Annotated in this window: 17 protein-coding genes; 8 read left to right on the forward strand and 9 right to left on the reverse strand. The window is 71.3% G+C overall.

Annotation, left to right across the window (positions count from 1 at the left end):
* Positions 1-65: 65 nt before the first annotated feature.
* Positions 66-1,196 (forward strand): nitric oxide synthase oxygenase, encoded by a 1,131-nt coding sequence (locus AB0I38_RS15110; RefSeq protein WP_358467170.1) that lies wholly within the window; start codon positions 66-68, stop codon positions 1,194-1,196.
* A 46-nt stretch (positions 1,197-1,242) separates the two neighbouring features.
* Complete coding sequence (locus AB0I38_RS15115; RefSeq protein WP_358467172.1) at positions 1,243-2,016, forward strand: enoyl-CoA hydratase-related protein; 774 nt, start codon at positions 1,243-1,245, stop codon at positions 2,014-2,016.
* A gap of 9 nt (positions 2,017-2,025) precedes the next feature.
* Here AB0I38_RS15115 and galK read toward each other — a convergent pair whose 3' ends face one another.
* Positions 2,026-3,138 (reverse strand): galactokinase, encoded by a 1,113-nt coding sequence (galK, locus tag AB0I38_RS15120; protein WP_358467174.1) that lies wholly within the window; start codon positions 3,136-3,138, stop codon positions 2,026-2,028.
* 44 nt (positions 3,139-3,182) lie between these two features.
* On the opposite strand from galK, the gene AB0I38_RS15125 reads away from it, so the two are divergent.
* Entirely contained in the window at positions 3,183-3,980 is a 798-nt protein-coding gene (locus AB0I38_RS15125) for a 1-aminocyclopropane-1-carboxylate deaminase/D-cysteine desulfhydrase (protein WP_358467176.1), read from the forward strand.
* On the opposite strand, the gene AB0I38_RS15130 is transcribed toward AB0I38_RS15125, so the two are convergent.
* The 3 genes from AB0I38_RS15130 to AB0I38_RS15140 form a co-directional block, all read right to left on the reverse strand.
* Positions 3,953-4,624, reverse strand: coding sequence for a DUF6766 family protein (locus AB0I38_RS15130; RefSeq protein WP_358467178.1), 672 nt, complete (start codon positions 4,622-4,624; stop codon positions 3,953-3,955). The genes AB0I38_RS15125 and AB0I38_RS15130 overlap by 28 nt on opposite strands.
* Before the next feature lie 79 nt (positions 4,625-4,703).
* The gene (locus AB0I38_RS15135; RefSeq protein ID WP_358467180.1) at positions 4,704-5,081 is read right to left on the reverse strand and encodes a hypothetical protein; all 378 of its coding nucleotides are present in this window, start codon (positions 5,079-5,081) and stop codon (positions 4,704-4,706) included.
* A 151-nt stretch (positions 5,082-5,232) separates the two neighbouring features.
* Positions 5,233-5,778: a hypothetical protein gene (locus AB0I38_RS15140; RefSeq protein WP_358467182.1), complete on the reverse strand. Its 546-nt coding sequence runs from the start codon at positions 5,776-5,778 to the stop codon at positions 5,233-5,235.
* A 150-nt stretch (positions 5,779-5,928) separates the two neighbouring features.
* Here AB0I38_RS15140 and AB0I38_RS15145 point away from each other — a divergent pair, with 150 nt between their 5' ends.
* The 3 genes from AB0I38_RS15145 to AB0I38_RS15155 all read left to right on the forward strand — a co-directional run bounded on the left by AB0I38_RS15145 (position 5,929) and on the right by AB0I38_RS15155 (position 9,444).
* Positions 5,929-6,642, forward strand: a complete 714-nt coding sequence (locus AB0I38_RS15145; RefSeq protein WP_358467184.1) for a TetR/AcrR family transcriptional regulator — start codon at positions 5,929-5,931, stop codon at positions 6,640-6,642.
* Between the two features lie 12 nt (positions 6,643-6,654).
* Entirely contained in the window at positions 6,655-9,174 is a 2,520-nt protein-coding gene (locus tag AB0I38_RS15150) for a PEP/pyruvate-binding domain-containing protein (RefSeq protein WP_358467186.1), read from the forward strand.
* Positions 9,175-9,261: 87 nt separating this feature from the next.
* A complete protein-coding gene (locus AB0I38_RS15155) occupies positions 9,262-9,444 on the forward strand; it encodes a hypothetical protein (RefSeq protein ID WP_358467188.1) in 183 nt (60 codons plus the stop codon).
* Between the two features lie 447 nt (positions 9,445-9,891).
* Here the strand turns inward: AB0I38_RS15155 and AB0I38_RS15160 are convergent, their stop codons facing one another.
* Entirely contained in the window at positions 9,892-10,218 is a 327-nt protein-coding gene (locus AB0I38_RS15160) for a four-helix bundle copper-binding protein (RefSeq protein ID WP_358467190.1), read from the reverse strand.
* Positions 10,219-10,954: 736 nt separating this feature from the next.
* Here AB0I38_RS15160 and AB0I38_RS15165 point away from each other — a divergent pair.
* Complete coding sequence (locus AB0I38_RS15165; protein WP_358467192.1) at positions 10,955-11,794, forward strand: hypothetical protein; 840 nt, start codon at positions 10,955-10,957, stop codon at positions 11,792-11,794.
* A 49-nt stretch (positions 11,795-11,843) separates the two neighbouring features.
* On the forward strand, positions 11,844-12,614 hold the full coding sequence (locus AB0I38_RS15170) for a hypothetical protein (protein ID WP_358467194.1): 771 nt from the start codon (positions 11,844-11,846) through the stop codon (positions 12,612-12,614).
* Here AB0I38_RS15170 and AB0I38_RS15175 read toward each other — a convergent pair whose 3' ends face one another.
* Genes AB0I38_RS15175 through AB0I38_RS15190 form a run of 4 tightly spaced genes read right to left on the reverse strand, consistent with a single transcriptional unit; the run spans position 12,615 to position 15,485 of the window.
* Positions 12,615-13,046, reverse strand: coding sequence for a hypothetical protein (locus AB0I38_RS15175; protein WP_358467196.1), 432 nt, complete (start codon positions 13,044-13,046; stop codon positions 12,615-12,617).
* Positions 13,043-13,831, reverse strand: coding sequence for an enoyl-CoA hydratase/isomerase family protein (locus AB0I38_RS15180; protein ID WP_358467198.1), 789 nt, complete (start codon positions 13,829-13,831; stop codon positions 13,043-13,045). The genes AB0I38_RS15175 and AB0I38_RS15180 overlap by 4 nt, the downstream gene beginning before the upstream one ends.
* Entirely contained in the window at positions 13,828-14,649 is an 822-nt protein-coding gene (locus AB0I38_RS15185; protein WP_358467200.1) for an alpha/beta fold hydrolase, read from the reverse strand. Before AB0I38_RS15185 ends, AB0I38_RS15180 begins: the two co-directional genes overlap by 4 nt.
* Positions 14,646-15,485 (reverse strand): hypothetical protein, encoded by an 840-nt coding sequence (locus AB0I38_RS15190; RefSeq protein ID WP_358467202.1) that lies wholly within the window; start codon positions 15,483-15,485, stop codon positions 14,646-14,648. The genes AB0I38_RS15185 and AB0I38_RS15190 overlap by 4 nt, the downstream gene beginning before the upstream one ends.
* Between the last annotated feature and the right edge of the window lie 28 nt (positions 15,486-15,513).

Below are 15,513 nucleotides of genomic sequence, written 5' to 3' on the forward strand. Positions count from 1 at the left end.
AGGAGGGCGTCGCCGACCCGGAATCGGCGGGGCGCTCCGTCTACCGGAAAAGTGCTGGTTACTGCGTGCGTACCTGGATCAGGTCCCTGCGTTCCTTCGATGCCATCGCCCTACCGACCGTCGACCGGACGATCGACGTCCGTGAGGCGGAACGCTTCATCAGGCTCTTCCATGAGGAGAACCCCGCCGCGGGCGACCCGCGGCCGCGGCTGCGGGAGGTCGCCGGCGAGATCGCTCGCTACGGCACCTACACGCACACCTACGCGGAGCTGCAGTTCGGCGCGCGGGTGGCCTGGCGCAACAACAACCGCTGCATCGGACGGCTCTACTGGCGGTCGCTGAAGGTACGCGACCGCAGGCAGGTCTTCAGCGCCGAGGGGGTGGCGATCGAGTGCGTGGCGCACCTGCGCGAGGCGACGAGTGAGGGGAAGGTCCGGCCCACGATCACCGTGTTCCCTCCCGACACGCCCGGGATGCCGGGGCCGCGGGTGCTGAACGAGCAGCTCATCCGCTACGCCGGATACCGCGACGGTGACGGCGCGATCACCGGCGACCCGCGCTATGTGGACTTCACCAAGCGGGTGCGGGCGCTCGGCTGGCGCGGCGCCGGTGGCCGGTTCGACGTGCTGCCGCTGGTCGTCCAGCCCGGCGGGGGCGGGCAACTGCTCTGCAACCTGCCCGGCGACGCCGTGCTGGAGGTGCCCATCGTCCATCCGGAGTACTCGTGGTTCGAGGAGCTCGGGCTGCGCTGGCACGCCGTGCCCGCGATCTCCAACCTGTGCCTGGAGATCGGCGGCCTCTGCTACCCGTGCGCGCCGTTCAACGGCTGGTACATGGGGGCCGAGATCGGCGCCCGCAACCTGGCGGACGTCACCCGCTACGACCAGCTTCCGGTGGTGGCCGAGCGGCTCGGTCTCGACATCTCGACCGAGCGGTCACTGTGGCGCGACCACGCACTGGTGGAGCTGAACGTGGCGGTGCTGCACTCGTTCGAGCGGGCCGGGGTGACGATGACCGACCACCACACCGAGTCGGCCCGCTTCCTCACCCACCTGGCCAGGGAGGAGAAGGCCGGGCGCGTGTGCCCGGCCGACTGGTCGTGGATCGTCCCGCCCATCTCGGGCGGGGTCACGCCGGTCTTTCACCGCTACTACGACAACCGCACCCTCACGCCCGCCTACGTCCACCACCGTTGAAGAGCCCGCCTTGCGTCCAAGGGATAGAACATGATTCTGTTACCCCATGGCTGAACTCGTGCTCTCCTCGGTCGACCGCGGCGTGCTCACCCTGACCTTCAACCGCCCCGACCGGCTCAACGCCTGGACGGACGCGATGGGGCGGCGCTACTTCGACCTGCTCGAAGAGGCCGAGAAGGACCCCGGGGTGCGGGCCGTCGTGGTGACCGGCGCAGGCAAGGGCTTCTGCTCGGGGGCGGACTTCCAGATGCTCAACGACATCCAGACCGGCGCGTACGACGAGGAGCCCGATCCGCGGCCCAACACGTTCCCCATCACGATCCGCAAGCCGATCATCGCCGCGGTCAACGGCGCCTGCGCCGGGCTCGGCATGGTGCACGCGCTGGTCTGCGACCTGGTGTTCACCGCCGCCGAGGCCAAGTGGACGACCGCCTTCTCGCGCCGTGGTCTGGTCGCCGAGTACGGGCTGTCCTGGATACTGCCGCGGATCATGGGGCAGCAGCGGGCGATGGACATCCTGCTGTCCGGTCGCACGTTCACCGGCGCCGAGGCGTTCGAACTCGGGCTGGTCAACCGCGCGGTGCCGAGGGAGTCGCTGCTGGCCGAGGCCCAGGACTACGCGCGGGAGCTCGCGGTGCACAGCTCGCCCGCGTCCATGGCGATCATCAAGCGCCAGGTCTGGAACGACTGGAACGTCACCCTCGACGAGTCGGCCAAGACCGCCATCGAGGAGATGGTCACCTCCTTCGGCCGGCCCGACTTCGCCGAGGGCGTGGGCAGCTTCCTCGAACGCCGGCTGCCCGACTTCCCGCCCCTGTAGTCCCCTTCGTCAGGAGACCCGGCGGACCCCGGCGGACGGGACGGCGGGCAGGAATCGCGGCGGCTGCCAGGAACGGGCGGCGTAGGCGTCCTCGACGGACCGCTGGACGGATTCGAGGCGGTCCTCGGCGACCAGCGCGATGGCGGACCCGCCGAAGCCGCCGCCCGTCATGCGGGCGCCGCGCGCCCCGCCGCGCAGTGACGCCTCGACCGCGAGGTCCAGCTCGGGCGACGACACCTCGTACTGGTCACGCAGCGACAGGTGCGAGGCGTTGAGCAGGGCGCCGATCTCCGTCACGGCGCCGGCGCGGAGCAGGCCGATGAGCGCCTCGACCCGGTGGTTCTCCGTGACGACGTGCATGACGCGCCTGCGTTCGGCGCCCTGCAACCGGTCGAGGGCCCCGGCCAGGTCGGTGACGTCGCGCAGCGCGGCCACGCCGAGCTTGCGGGCCGCCGACTCGCACTCGGCCCGGCGCTTGGCATACTCGCCGCCCGCGTGTTCGTGGTGCACCCGGGTGTCGATGACGAGCAGGCGCAGGCCGTGGGCGGCCAGGTCGAGCGGGATCCTGCGGTGGCCGAGCGAGCGGCAGTCGAGGAACAGCGCGTGGCCCTCCTCGCACAGCGCCGAGGCGGCCTGGTCCATGATGCCGCACGGCATGCCGACGAAGTCGTTCTCGGCCCGCCGGCCGAGCAGGGCGAGCTCCATGGGCGTCAGGCTGAGGCCGTGCAGGTCGTTGAGGGCGGCGGCGACGGACACTTCAAGGGCGGCGCTGGAGCTGAGCCCGGCGCCCTGCGGGACGTCGCCGTCGATCGCGATGTCGGCGCCCGGCACCTGATCGCCCAGCATCGCGAGCACGCCCACGACGTAGCGGGTCCAGCCCTGGGCGTCGCCGTGCTCGGTGATCGTGACGGGGCCGGGGGAGGACTGGAGCGACAGGAGGCGGATCGTCCGGTCGGCGCGCGGGCTGATCGCGGCCGTGACGCCCCAGGGCACCGCGAACGGCAGGACGAAGCCGTCGTTGTAGTCGGTGTGCTCGCCGATCAGGTTGACCCGGCCGGGCGCGTGCCAGACGGTCGCCGGGTCCGCGCCGAAGGCCGTACGGAAAGCTTCAACAACGCGCATAATCAAACACTCCTCAACAATCGACCTTTCGTAGACTAGCGCGAGTGGAGGAACTGCTGGATCTCGCGACGACCTCCGTCCGGGTGCTGCTGAAGCACGACGACAACAAGGCGCGCAAGCTCACGTACAACCTGGGCCACGCGCGCGTGCTCACCTTCGGCGGCGCCTACTCCAACCACATCCGGGCGGTGGCCGCGGCCGGTCGGCGGCACGGCTTCGAGACGATCGGGGTGATCCGCGGCGAGGAGCGGCTGCCGCTCAACCCGTCGCTCGCCTACGCCGCCGCCTGCGGGATGACGCTCGCCTACCTCGACCGGGCCGCCTATCGGCGCAAGCACACGCCCGAGGTGCTGGCGCGGTTGCGCGAGCAGTGGGGAGACGTGTTCGTCCTGCCCGAGGGCGGCAGCAACGCGGCGGCCGTGCGCGGCTGCGCCGAGCTGCCGGGGGAGATCGACGGCGACTACGACGTGGTCTGCTGTCCAGTGGGCACCGGGGGCACGCTGGCCGGCATCGCGGCGGGGCTGCCACCGGGCAAGCGGGCGATCGGGTTCGCGGTGTTGAAGGGGGCGGGATTTCTCGTGGAGGAGGTGGCCCGGTTGCAGCGCGAGGCGTATGGGCGGGTCTGGGACAACTGGTCGGTGGACCTCGACTACCACTTCGGCGGGTACGCCCGGTCAACACCCACCTTGGACGGATTTATCGCGAAATATCAGGTGGAAGGGGTGTACGTCGCGAAGATGCTCTACGGCCTGGTCGACCGCGTCCGGCAGGGCGCCTTCCCCGACGGCACCCGCATCGTCGCCGTCGTCACCGGTCAGCCCTCGATCCCCGTCGCCGAGTGAGGCGCCCCGACCGGCTTCGACTCGGGTGACCCGCGCTGGCGCAGGTAGATGGACAGCACCACCATCGACAGCACGGCCAGCAGCTCCGACTGCCAGTTCTGCAGGGACCGGTTCCAGAACTCCGGCGAGGTGATGTACGCACCCCACGAGATCGGGTCGCGCAGGTCGGTCAGCCGTTGGGCGTTGCCGGCCGCCAGTCCCGACACCGACTGCGCCAGCCACGACAGCACGAAGACGGTCCCCATCGCGAGCCCCAGCGAGTTGCCGAACAGGTGGAGCCTCGGCCCGGTCACCCTGGCCCAGGCAGGGGAGCCGGGCTTCGCGTACGGGCCGACCAACTGCTCCTCGTCCGAACCGGGACCCTCCTCACCGGGCCGCTTCGACTCCGGTGACCCCTTCTGGACCAGCCAGACGGTGAGCATGATGAACAGCAGGAACTGAAGGTATTCGGACTGCCAGTTCTCCGACACGTCCACGGCGAACGCCGACGACGTCACGTACGCGAGGAGTGAGACCGGCTGCAGGCCGTTGACCAACTGCTGGTCGTTGAACTCCAGCATGCCCGCGACCGCCTGCCCCGCCAGGGCGAGCACGAACAGCGTCATGAACGTCAGCGACAGCGCGTTCTCCCGGATCCATCTCACAGATGAGCCACCCCCAGCGCGAAGAACCACACCAGGCCCGCCACGATGATGACCACGGTGAGCACGAACACGACACGCATCAGTCCTCCACCTCGCAGTCGTAGGGCAGGTCGTGCTCCGGCTCGCAACCGGCGGCCCGCACCCTCCAGCCGTCGGTGAACCGGTGCAGGAACACCGTGTCACCGGCCAGCCTCACCAAGGCGTCGTCGCCCCACACCTCGACCGAGGTGACCCGGCCGCCCGGCCCCAGCCGCAGTTGGCCGAGGGCCGTGGCGCACGTCTCGCCGGGGTCGGGCAGCTTCCTCGCGGTCTGCCGGGTCAGCATCGCGCACGCGGCCTCGTCCTGGTGCGCGGCCACCGCGGCGTGGAACCGCGCCGCCGCGCGGGCGGGAGCGGCCGTGTCCACGGCACAGCCCGCGGCGAGCAGCAAGGCGAGTGCCGCGAGGGCGGTTCTCATGGGCCGCATCTACCCGTCCAGGAACGCGGCACTCTGGAGCCGGCGCGGAGAATCGGCACGCCCGCCGTCCAGGGCGAGCGGAGGCGCGCCGGACCGGGCGGCACGAGCAGGGGGCACGCCGGCCGAGCGGGGCGCCCGGTGTGATCGAGTTCTAGTCGAGCTGGTCGAGGATCGGCGTGACGAGCGCGTTGAGCTCGCGCACCAGGACCACCAGGGCCCGGTCGGCCGACTCCTCCACCTTGTCGTGCGGCCCCTCCGGCTCGGGCGGCAGGTCGTCGAGCGGCACCGGCACCTCGACCAGCAGGGTGGCCCGCAGGAACGGGATCCTGGCCAGGTCCTGCTGCGTCGGCTCGACGTACTGGCCGAACGTCTCCTGCCAGCCCAGCCAGCCGCGGTCGCGCCACCAGGCGCGGGAGCGGGTGAGCTCCTCGGGGAGCGGCGAGACCAGCCTGACCTGTGCGTTCAGGGTGCCGTCCCAGGTGTTGCGGTGGCACGTCGCCTCAAGGACGCGCCGGTCCCAGCGCACGTAGCCGGGATTGAGCGACGGCGGAGTGGCCAGCCGCCAGGCCGCGCAGGCGAACCTGACCGGCGCGATGTCGCCCCACTCGAACTCTTCGAGGTTCTTGCGCACGTGCACGGCATAGCGCCCGCCACGATCTCTGTCGAACTCCTGATCGATCCAGAACGCTCTACCCATGGGCACTACGCTACGGCGCTCCACCGGCTCCCGGTGCGCGCAGACCAAAAGAGCGCGTTCGCCGCAAGCCTGAGCTGGACCGGCATCCGGGTTGCGGTTAATTAAATGACCACATAATCTGATTTGGTCAAATATTTGAGGTGAGACGGGATGGTCAAGGCAGGACGACCGCCGCAGGATCCGGCACGCCAACTGGAGCGCGCGCACCGGATCCTCGACGCCGCGGCCGGGCTGATCGAGCGCTGGGGCTACGACAAGACGACGATCGACGACGTGGCCAGGCATGCCGGGGTGGCCAAGGGCACCATCTACCTGCACTGGCGGACCCGTGACGAGCTCTTCGCCGCGCTGCTGCGCCGCGAGCGGCTGAGCATGCTCGAAGAGGTGCGCGAGCAGGCTCCCGCCACGCTGCGCGACCTGATCGGGGAGCTCGCCGCGGAGCTGGTGCGCAGGCCGCTGATGAAGGCCATCGCGCTGGGCGACTCCGAGGTGCTCGGCAAGCTGACCCGGCAGAAGCGGCACAGCGAGACCACGCCGGAGCTGGGCGCCGCCTTCGAGGCGTATCTCGCCGAGCTGCGCGAGCAGGGCGCCGTCCACGCCGACCGGCCCGCGCGTGAGCAGCTCACGGTGATCGGCGCCGTCATCTACGGGTTCCTGTTCACGCGCAACAACCTGCCGGAGACCATGCGGATGCCGGACGACCGGCTCGTGGAGCTGATCGCCGAAACCGCCGACCTGGCCGTCGGCGCGGGCTCGGCACCGCCCGCCGCCGCCTCGCACGCCATCGCGCGGGCCACCGCCCGCTATCTCGACACCGTGGTGGAGATCGCGCGAAACAAGCTCGCGACCTCCCTGGGCTCGTAAGGAGCGTGTCACATGGAGGTATTACTCCTCCCTCTGGACGACCCCGCCGCCGACCTCGCCACAGCAGGCGGGAAGGGCGCCTCTCTGGCCAGGCTGGCCAGGGCCGGACTGCCCGTCCCCGGCGGGTTCCTCATCACCACCGCCGCCTACCGGGCGTACGTGGCGGACTTCCACCACCAGATCGTCGAGGCCGCGTCCCGGGGCGACGCCGGCGGGATCGCGGACCTGTTCGCCGCGCACGACGTGCCCGCCGCGCTCGCCGCCGGGATCCGCGAGGCTCACGCCGAGCTGGGCGACGACGTCCCCATGGCCGTGCGCTCGTCGGCCACCGCCGAGGATCTGCCCGGCATGTCGTTCGCCGGGCAGCAGGACAGCTATCTCAACGTCAGGGGCGAGGCGCTGCCCGACGCGGTCCGACGCTGCTGGGCCTCGCTGTGGAACGCCCGCGCCATCGCCTACCGCGAGCAGAACGGCGTGGCCCACGACGACGTCGCGCTGGCCGTGGTGGTGCAGGAGCTCGTGGACGCCGACGCGGCCGGAGTCATGTTCACCGCCGACCCGGTCAGCGGCGCCCGCGACCGGACCGTGATCAACGCCTCGTGGGGGCTGGGCGAGGCCGTCGTCGGCGGCCATGTCACCCCCGACACGATCGTGGTGTCCGCCGGCGTCGTCACCGAGGCGCGCGTCGGCGACAAGACCGTCATGACCGTACGCACGCCTGACGGCACCACCGAGCGGCCGGTGCCCGCCGGCCTTCGCGAGGCGCCCGTGCTGGACGAGGCGGAGGCCGTCCGGCTCGCCGCGATCGGCTCGCGCGTCCAGGAGTTGTACGGCACGCCGATGGACGTGGAGTGGGCCCGGCGCGACGGCGAGTTCCGCATCCTCCAGGCCCGGCCCGTCACCGGCCTCACCGAGCAGGTCGAGGAGTGGAACGACAGCCTCAAGGGCGAATACCTGTGGACCGGCGGCAACCTCGGTGAGGCCATCCCCGACGTGATGACACCCGCCACCTGGTCGTTCGTCCAGCTGTTCATCCGGGAGGCGATGTCGGCCTCGACGCTGCCCGGGTTCGACCTGGTCGGCAACATCGGCGGCCGCTTCTACATGAACCTCAGCGTGATGCACTCCGTCGCCGGAGCGCTGGGCATGCGGCGCAGGCTCGGCGCGGTCGAGCAGATCTTCGGCAGGATGCCGCCCGGCCTGGACGTGCCGCTGCTGAAGGTGTCCCGCTGGGAGATCGTCAAGCGGGTCCTGCCCATGGCCGTCCGCATCCGCAGGCGGGTCCGCGACAACCTGAGGGAGATGCCCGCCTTCCTGGCCACCGCCCGGCGGCGCGGCGAGGCCGTCCGCGACCGCATCGCGGCCACCACGGAGCCCGCCGAGCTGGCCGGCCTGTGGGAGAGCGACGTCGAGCCGTACCTCGTCACCGCCTCCCAGATGCTGGAAGCGGCCGGCCGGCAGGGTGGCACGACGCTCGTCTTCACCCGCGACCGGCTGCGCGCGATGATGGGCGACGTCGACGCCGAGGCCATGCTGACCGGCGTCAACGTCGGCGGCGAGCTCGCCAGCCTCGGCCCCGTCATGGGCCTGAACCGCCTGGCCAGGGGCGAGATCGACCGCGACACGTTCGCCCGCGTCTACGGGCACCGGGGGCCGCACGAGTTCGAGGTGTCCATCGCGCGCCCGGGGGAGGACCCCGCCTGGATCGACGGCGCGCTCGCCGGCCTGCGTGACCTGCGCGACGACACCGCGGCGCTGCTCGCCCGCCAGCAGGAGGCCCGCGACGCCGCCTGGGCGCGCTTCGCCCGCCGTCACCCGCGCCAGGAGGCCAGGATGCGCGCACGGGTCACGCGCTGGAACGCGGTCGTCCGCGACCGCGAGTCGACCCGCTCGGAGGTCATCCGCGCGTTCTGGGCGCTCCGGGCGTTCACGTTGCGCGCCGGGGAACTGACCGGACACGGTGACGACCTGTTCCACCTCTACCTGGACGAGATCCTCGCCGTCCTGCGCGGCTCCACCGAGCCGCTCGCCCGGATCCCGGTGCGGCGCGCGACCTACCTCAGGTACGCCTCGCTGCCGCCGTACCCGGCGCTGATCGTCGGCCGCTTCGACCCGGTTCGCTGGGCCGCCGACCCTGACAGGCGCGCGGACCTCTACGACGCGCGGGGCGGCGGCGTGCCCGTCAGCGACACCGTGACCGGCTTCCCCGGCGCCCCGGGCGTCGTCGAGGGCGTGGCCCGGGTGCTGTCCGGCCCGGAGGACGGCGACCGGCTGCGGCCCGGCGAGATCCTGGTGACGACGCTGACGAACGTCGGCTGGACGCCTATGTTCCCCCGGGCGGCGGCCGTGGTGACCGACCTGGGCGCGCCACTGTCGCACGCCTCGATCGTGGCCAGGGAGCTGGGCATCCCCGCCGTGGTGGGCACCGGCAACGCCACCATGCGCCTGCACGACGGCGACCGTGTCCGGGTGGACGGCGAGCGGGGCACGGTGGAGTTGCTGACGCCGGCTTCTCGGCCGGCCAAGGGGTAAACGCCCGGGATTCCTCGCTAGATGAGGCTGAAAAGTCTCCGCCAAGTCGGCCGCCACCGTCCGCGACCGTGGCGCACCATGACCGCCATGATCGAACCGTGCGACCTGCGCGAGCTGGAGGCCCGCTGCGCCCTCTTCAGGCGCGCCAAGCGCGCCCTCGACCGCGGCGCCACCGACGACGAGCTCCGCGCGCTCCAGCGGACATCCCTCCCGGGGACGGAGCCGCCGGACCTCTACGCCCTGCCGGAGGCCGCCGATCCGGGTGGGTAGGAGGACTGGACAGACCCTGCGCGATCGCCGCGAGCACTCCCGCCGGACCACCGTGGCCTGGCTCGGCCGCCGATGGACCTGAGGTTCCGTGCTTCGCGGACTACCAGAACGGGAACCCGTTCGGCTCGGACCAAGGCGGCGGGAGGGTGCCGACGCCGCGCACGCACCCGGAGAACGGCAGGCCCATGACCTTCCGTCCCAAGGTGCTCGCCGTCGAACCCTGTCGCGCGCCGCGCCGGGTGGAGCAGGTCCTCAGCCCCGGCCTGCTCGGCGGCATCACCCCGTCCGCGACCGCCGACGGAACCCACCTAGCGCGGAGCGAGTCGTTCACGGGCATCCGCGTCCCCTTCCTCGGCAGGATGATGCGACGGCGCCGACCGCAGGCCGACGCCCGCGCCTCTCGCGGTGATCGGGAGAGGCGCGGGCGGGACCGGATGGGGCAGGTTCTCAGGCGGGCATGGCCGCCATGGCCTTGCACGCGTCGGCGCAGGCCTTGCACTTCTCGGCGCAGCGCTTCATCGTCGCGTCGCTGCTCATGGTCATGCACTCCTCGGCGCACCTGGTGGCCACCTGGGCGCACATCCGAGCCATCTCCATCGCCATCGGTGACTGGCGCATCATCATGTCCGCACAGATCCGCGTGATGTCCGAACAGTCCATGAGCGCGCCCATCATCGCCATGTCGACGTGCTTGCCGCCCTGCTGCAGGCAGTAGCTCATGGTCTGCTCGCAGGACCGGTGACTTTCCATGCAGGCGTCGATGCATCGCTGCATCTCGGGACTCATCTGCCCCTGATTTCGCATTATTTCCTCCTGTGTCGACGGTCGCGCCCGTACCGGACGCGCCCGAAGGGTTTCCACGTCGTGGAATACCCCAAATCAGACAGAAGGGGTTGGGAGGGTTAGAAGCTTTGATCCACGATGACGGGACCTTGGACCGGCCGGACCACGTGCGCGCCACCCCCTCGCGCATCAGCCGTCCACGAGAGTGATGCGCTGATCGGCTGAGCCGGTGTAAGGGCCGTAGAGAATGAACGGATCGGCAGCACCCAGCCCTTGTCCTTCGTGTCCACGTCGTCGCAGGCGAACCTCGACGTGGCCGCCGGGGCCGCTGCCGACGCGGGCAACGGCACTGCCAGGACCGCCCCTACCAGCGACAACAGCAGCGGCAGCATGAGGATGGATCTCATCTTGCTCAATCTGAGCTCCCTTCAGTCAATGAGAAGGAGTCCATCCGCTCGCCTGGATTACGCGATTTCCGCGATTCTTTCGACCCTGTCGTGGTTCGTGGTGCTCAAGGATGCCCGGTGCTCGCCACGGGGCAGGCCGAGCATGAGACGCCCCCAGCTTGAGGAGCCGGCGGCCATGACCACGTTGATCTGTGATGCTTGTCGCTGGTTGTCGTGGAGGAGTGTCGCGATTTCTATGCCGGAGAGGCGATGCGGTGTTAGAGGGTGTCGACGAGGTCCCGTGGGCGCGGCTCGGGCACTGGTCCGGCGAGCCGGATTCGGTGTCCGGCCTGCTGCGGAAGATCGCGGCTGCGCCGGCGGGCACACGCGTGAAGTCGCCGGTGTGGCGGCTGCGGGATGGGCTGTTCCGTGCGTTCGATGCCCGGGAGGTGTTCGGCGCGGCCCCGTATCTGGTGCCGTACCTGGTAGAGGTGACCGGGATCGCCCGGCAGCCCCATCGAGGGCTGGTCGTGGACCTGATGGTCGACATCGCGGTGGCGCAGCCACATCGTGACGTGTTCCGTGATCCAGCTCTCGGGCCCGAACCCGATCACGCGGCGCTGGCACGGGTGGCCATGGTCGACCGCATCGAGGCGATCGTGCGGTTGCTGGACGATGTATCCCCGAAGGTGGTGGCGGAGGTGGCACGCCTGCTGGCCTGCCTGCCTGAGGCTGCGCCCGAGAGTCTTCCCGCGTTGCGCACGCGGGCGGAGAAGGAGGTGAGGCGGGCGAGCGATGCCGGAGCGGTGGGCTGTGTGCTGGCCGTGGCATGGCTGGCGGCAACCGATCACGCGGAGTGGTTCACGGGCTTGCTCGATTCCACCGCTGCGCACCGCGACCTGCGCGCCACGGCTGCGGCAGGGCTCGCGCTGGCCGACCCCACAGCGGAACCGGTCACCGTCAAAACGGCGCAGGCTCGGGTGGCAGGACCCGCTGGTGTGCGCGGCCAGGCTGATCGCCGAGTCTGGGCAGGCCGCCGCGGCGTACGCCGACCTGCTGTGGGAGATGTTGACCGGAGACCCCGCCGAGCCGTGGCCGGACGCGGCCGCTCCCGCGGTGGAAGGGCTGGCCCGGCTCGGGGACGGCCGTTGCGTCCCCTGGCTCGCCGCCGCCCTCCTTGACGAGTACGGTCACGTGAAGCATCTCAATGTCCGAGAAATGATCCCGCCCATGGTGACGCACGCGGACGCTCTGATGCCCGCCCTGCGAGCCTTTCTCGACCCTTCGGAACGGTACGGCGGCATGAAGAGCGCTGACTGCATCGACGCGCTGGTCTCATGGGGAGCGGTGGCGGCGCCGTTGGTTCCGGCGATCGTCGCCCGCTTGTCACCGATGTACCTTTCGTTCGCACTGCCGCTGTTCGGGGCTATCGGTCCGGTGGCCGCCGCCGATGCCGAGACGCAGGTGCGTGCCCTGCTCGACGATGAGCATCACGGGGCCGAGGCGGCCTGGGCACTGTGGCGGATCACTGGTGAGCCGGGGCATGCCCCGGCGCTGCTGGCCGACCACCTCGCACGCTACGGCGGCCATGCGGCGCGCGACGTCGCCCCGATGCTCGAACAGTTGGGTCCCGCCGCCGCGATCGCCATCCCAGTGCTGCGCGAGCACTTCCATGACGCTGAACATGGCCATCTGTACGACCGGGTGGCGATCGCGCGAGCGCTGTGGGCGATCACCGGTGCCGGCGAAGGGTTGGTCACACCGCTGCTGGAGGCCGTCACAGCCAGACCGCTGCCCGATCAGGGATATTGGGGGTCCGCCTCCGAACTGCTCGCGGTGGAGGCGCTGGGCATGATCGGCCCGGCGGAGGCCGTGCCGGCGCTGGAGACCATCGCGCACGGCCGGGCCCGCGTAACAGAACGCGACGCCTGGCGCGACGAGCTTTACCAGCAAGCCGCCGTGCGTGCGCTGGCCTCCATCAAGGGGCGCCTGCCATCCTGATCACGGACGGTCCATCGGCGCCGGTGGCGATGGGGGACGCAGGAGCATGACGGCGGTGGCCTCGAGGATCTGGTCGCCGTGGCCGTCGACCGCCGACCACCGGTAATGCCGGAGGATCTTCCCACTGCTGGTCCGGCTGGACGTGCCCGGCGTCAGGTCGATGCGGAGAGTTGTGCCCGCCTTGAGCATCTTCAGGAAGCGCACCTCGCGCAGCTCGACCAGCGCGATCGCGTCGTCCAGCAGGCCCGACTGCTCGACCAGGCCACCCGCCAGCAGCAGCACGCCCTGGCCGGGCATCGGGGCGCGGACACCCTGCGACAGCTCGTTGGCGGCCGGGTTGAACAGGGGGTGGGTGTAGCCGCCGAGGCCGACGAGCCCGTCGATGAGAGGCTGGGTCACCTCGACGGACGGCGTGCTGAACGTCTCGCTCATCGGGCGTCGCCCCAGACGGGCTTGCGCTTCTCCACGTAGGCCCGGTAGCCCTCGTCGGCGTCGGCCACCTCCTCGTGGAAACGGGTGAACAGCTCGCGCTCCAGGCGAAGGCCCTCGGCCAGCGGCAGGTCGGGGGCCGCGTTCAGGAGTTGCTTGATGGTCGCGGTGACCGTACGGGAACGGCCGGCCAGCGAGTCCGTGAGGCGGGCCACCTCGTCGTCCAGGTCGGCCAGCGGGGCGCTGGCGAGGGCGAGCCCCCAGCCGACCAGCTCCGGGCCGGTCAGCCAGCGGCCGGTGAGCAGCAGCGCGCGGGCCCGCTGGTCGCCCAGCTTGCGCGGGGCGCGCTGGGAGGCGCCGGCGCCGGGGATGATGCCGAAGTCGCTGTGCGTGTCGCCGACCCGCGCCTCGTCGGCGGCCACCACGAAGTCGCAGGCCAGCAGCAGCTCGAAGCCACCCGCGCGGGCCAGTCCGTTGACGGCCGCGACCGAGGGCAGCGGGAACGCCTCGAGCCGGTCGAGGAACTCGTGGAAGCGGCGGATGAACGGCACGAACACCCCGGCCGGATCCTCGAAGCACTCGCCGAGGAAGCCGATGTCCATCCCGACGCAGAAGGCCTTGCCGACGCCGGTGATCACGATGGACCGGAGCGAGGCGTCCCGCTCGGCGGCGTCGAGGGCGGTGTTCAGGCCGTCGATGACCTCGGGGGACAGGCTGTTCAGCCGGTCCGGGCCGTTGAGAGTGATCGTCATGACCGTGCCGGTCACGTGCGTCTCGACGGTGGTCATAGGACGCGGTTCCTTTCCTCGGGCGTGATGTCGCGGGCGAACGCCAGGATCTCGGCCGCGTACCTGTCGGGGACGCGCAGGTGGGGCTGGCCGGGCAGGCCCGGCAGGGTGACGAGCCGGGCGTCGCGCGCCAGCTCCAGCGCGAGCGGGTCCTTGTCGGCGAGCAGGTCGAACTCCGCGTCGAGCAGCAGCACCGGCGCCGGCTCGGCCGCGAGCGAGGCGGCCGGGTCGTGCCGGAAGGCCGCCTGGTAGGCCCAGTCGTAGCGGTCATGGGTGCGCATCAGCTCGACCACGGCCAGGTGCAGCATCTCCGGCGGCACGTCCGCGCCCCAGATGCGGCGGTAGCGCTCGACGCCCCAGCCGAACTGCGCCCCGTGATCGTCGAAGGGCACCTCGGGGGTCCACTGGGACAGGTAGGAGGCGCGTTCCGCGTCGTCGAGCAGCGCGACGCCGCTCAGCACCAGGCCGGAGACGCCGCCGGGCAGGGCCGCCGCCGTCTCGATCGCCAGGGACGCGCCGGTGTGCACGCCGCCGAGCACGGGGCGTTCCATCCCGAGGTGCGCGGCGGCCTGGGCCAGCACGCGGGCGTAGTCGGGGATCTCGGTCTGACGGCTCGGCGGCGGGTCGGACGCGCCGTAGCCGGGCGTGTCGAAGGCGACGGCGCGCGCGTGCCGTCCGAGCAGCGGCAGTACGGCCTCGTAGACGCGGGAGGACAGCGGGGACTCGTGGAACAGGCCGATCCACGGGCCGGAGTCGCCGTTGCGCCGGTAGTGGACCTGGCCCCACTCGGTGTCGGCGTAGCCGCCGGTCGTCCTCATCGAGGTGATCCCACCTTGACGAGGAGGGTGGCGCCGCCGGCGCTGCCGATCGAGGGGCCCGGCGCGCCGGCCGGGATGTGGACGAGGGAGCACGGCTCCAGCGTCGCGTCGCCGGCGGTGAGCGAGCCCTCCGTGAGGATGAGGAAGCGCTCGCGGTCGGTGGCGGCGACCGTGCCGGTCCACGTGGGAGGCACCTGGACGAGCACGGAGGCGCTGCCGGTGGCGGCGTTGTCGCTCAGCGTCTTGGAGGTAAGGGCCGGGCCGTCCGGGGTGGTCAGCCGGGTCACCGAGTCGTCGTGGTCGCGCCACACCATGAAGCGGCTCTCCCTCCGGCGGACGTAGCCGCGCGGCCCGATCGGGTCGGCGGCGCCGGCGAGCGGGTTGTGGCCCGCATCCTCGTCGGGGCGGATCACCCGGGAGACCCGGCCGCTGTCTTCGGCGGGCGCCTCGCCCTCCATCATCAGGACGCACTCGAAGCCCTGGTCGGACGCGGCGGCGTGCACCCAGCCGGGCGGGCGCCAGAAGTAGTCGCCCGCCTGGAAGTCGCCCTCGGCGCTGAGCGTGGCGTCGCCGCCGAGGAATAGGGCCTCCTCCACGCTGTCGTGGTACGCCTCGCACAGGTCGCGATAGCCCGGCTCCGTGCGCACGTGGTCGATGCGGCGGGAGGTCGCCGGATCGAGCCAGAGCGACCGCATCCAGTAGCGGGAGAACAGGTCCAGGACCCGGTCCGGGTCTCCGAGATTGTCCCGGAAGGCCGGCTCCATCGAGTCGTAGACCGCCCGGCCGTTCACCCAGGGAAGAGCCGGGCCGTCGACGATCGTCACCTCGCCCGCCATCTGGTGCCCCTCTCTTCGCCCGCATATG

It is taken from the genome of Nonomuraea cavernae (assembly GCF_040655715.1).
In the GTDB taxonomy this organism is placed as follows: Bacteria; Actinomycetota; Actinomycetes; order Streptosporangiales; family Streptosporangiaceae; genus Nonomuraea; species Nonomuraea cavernae_A.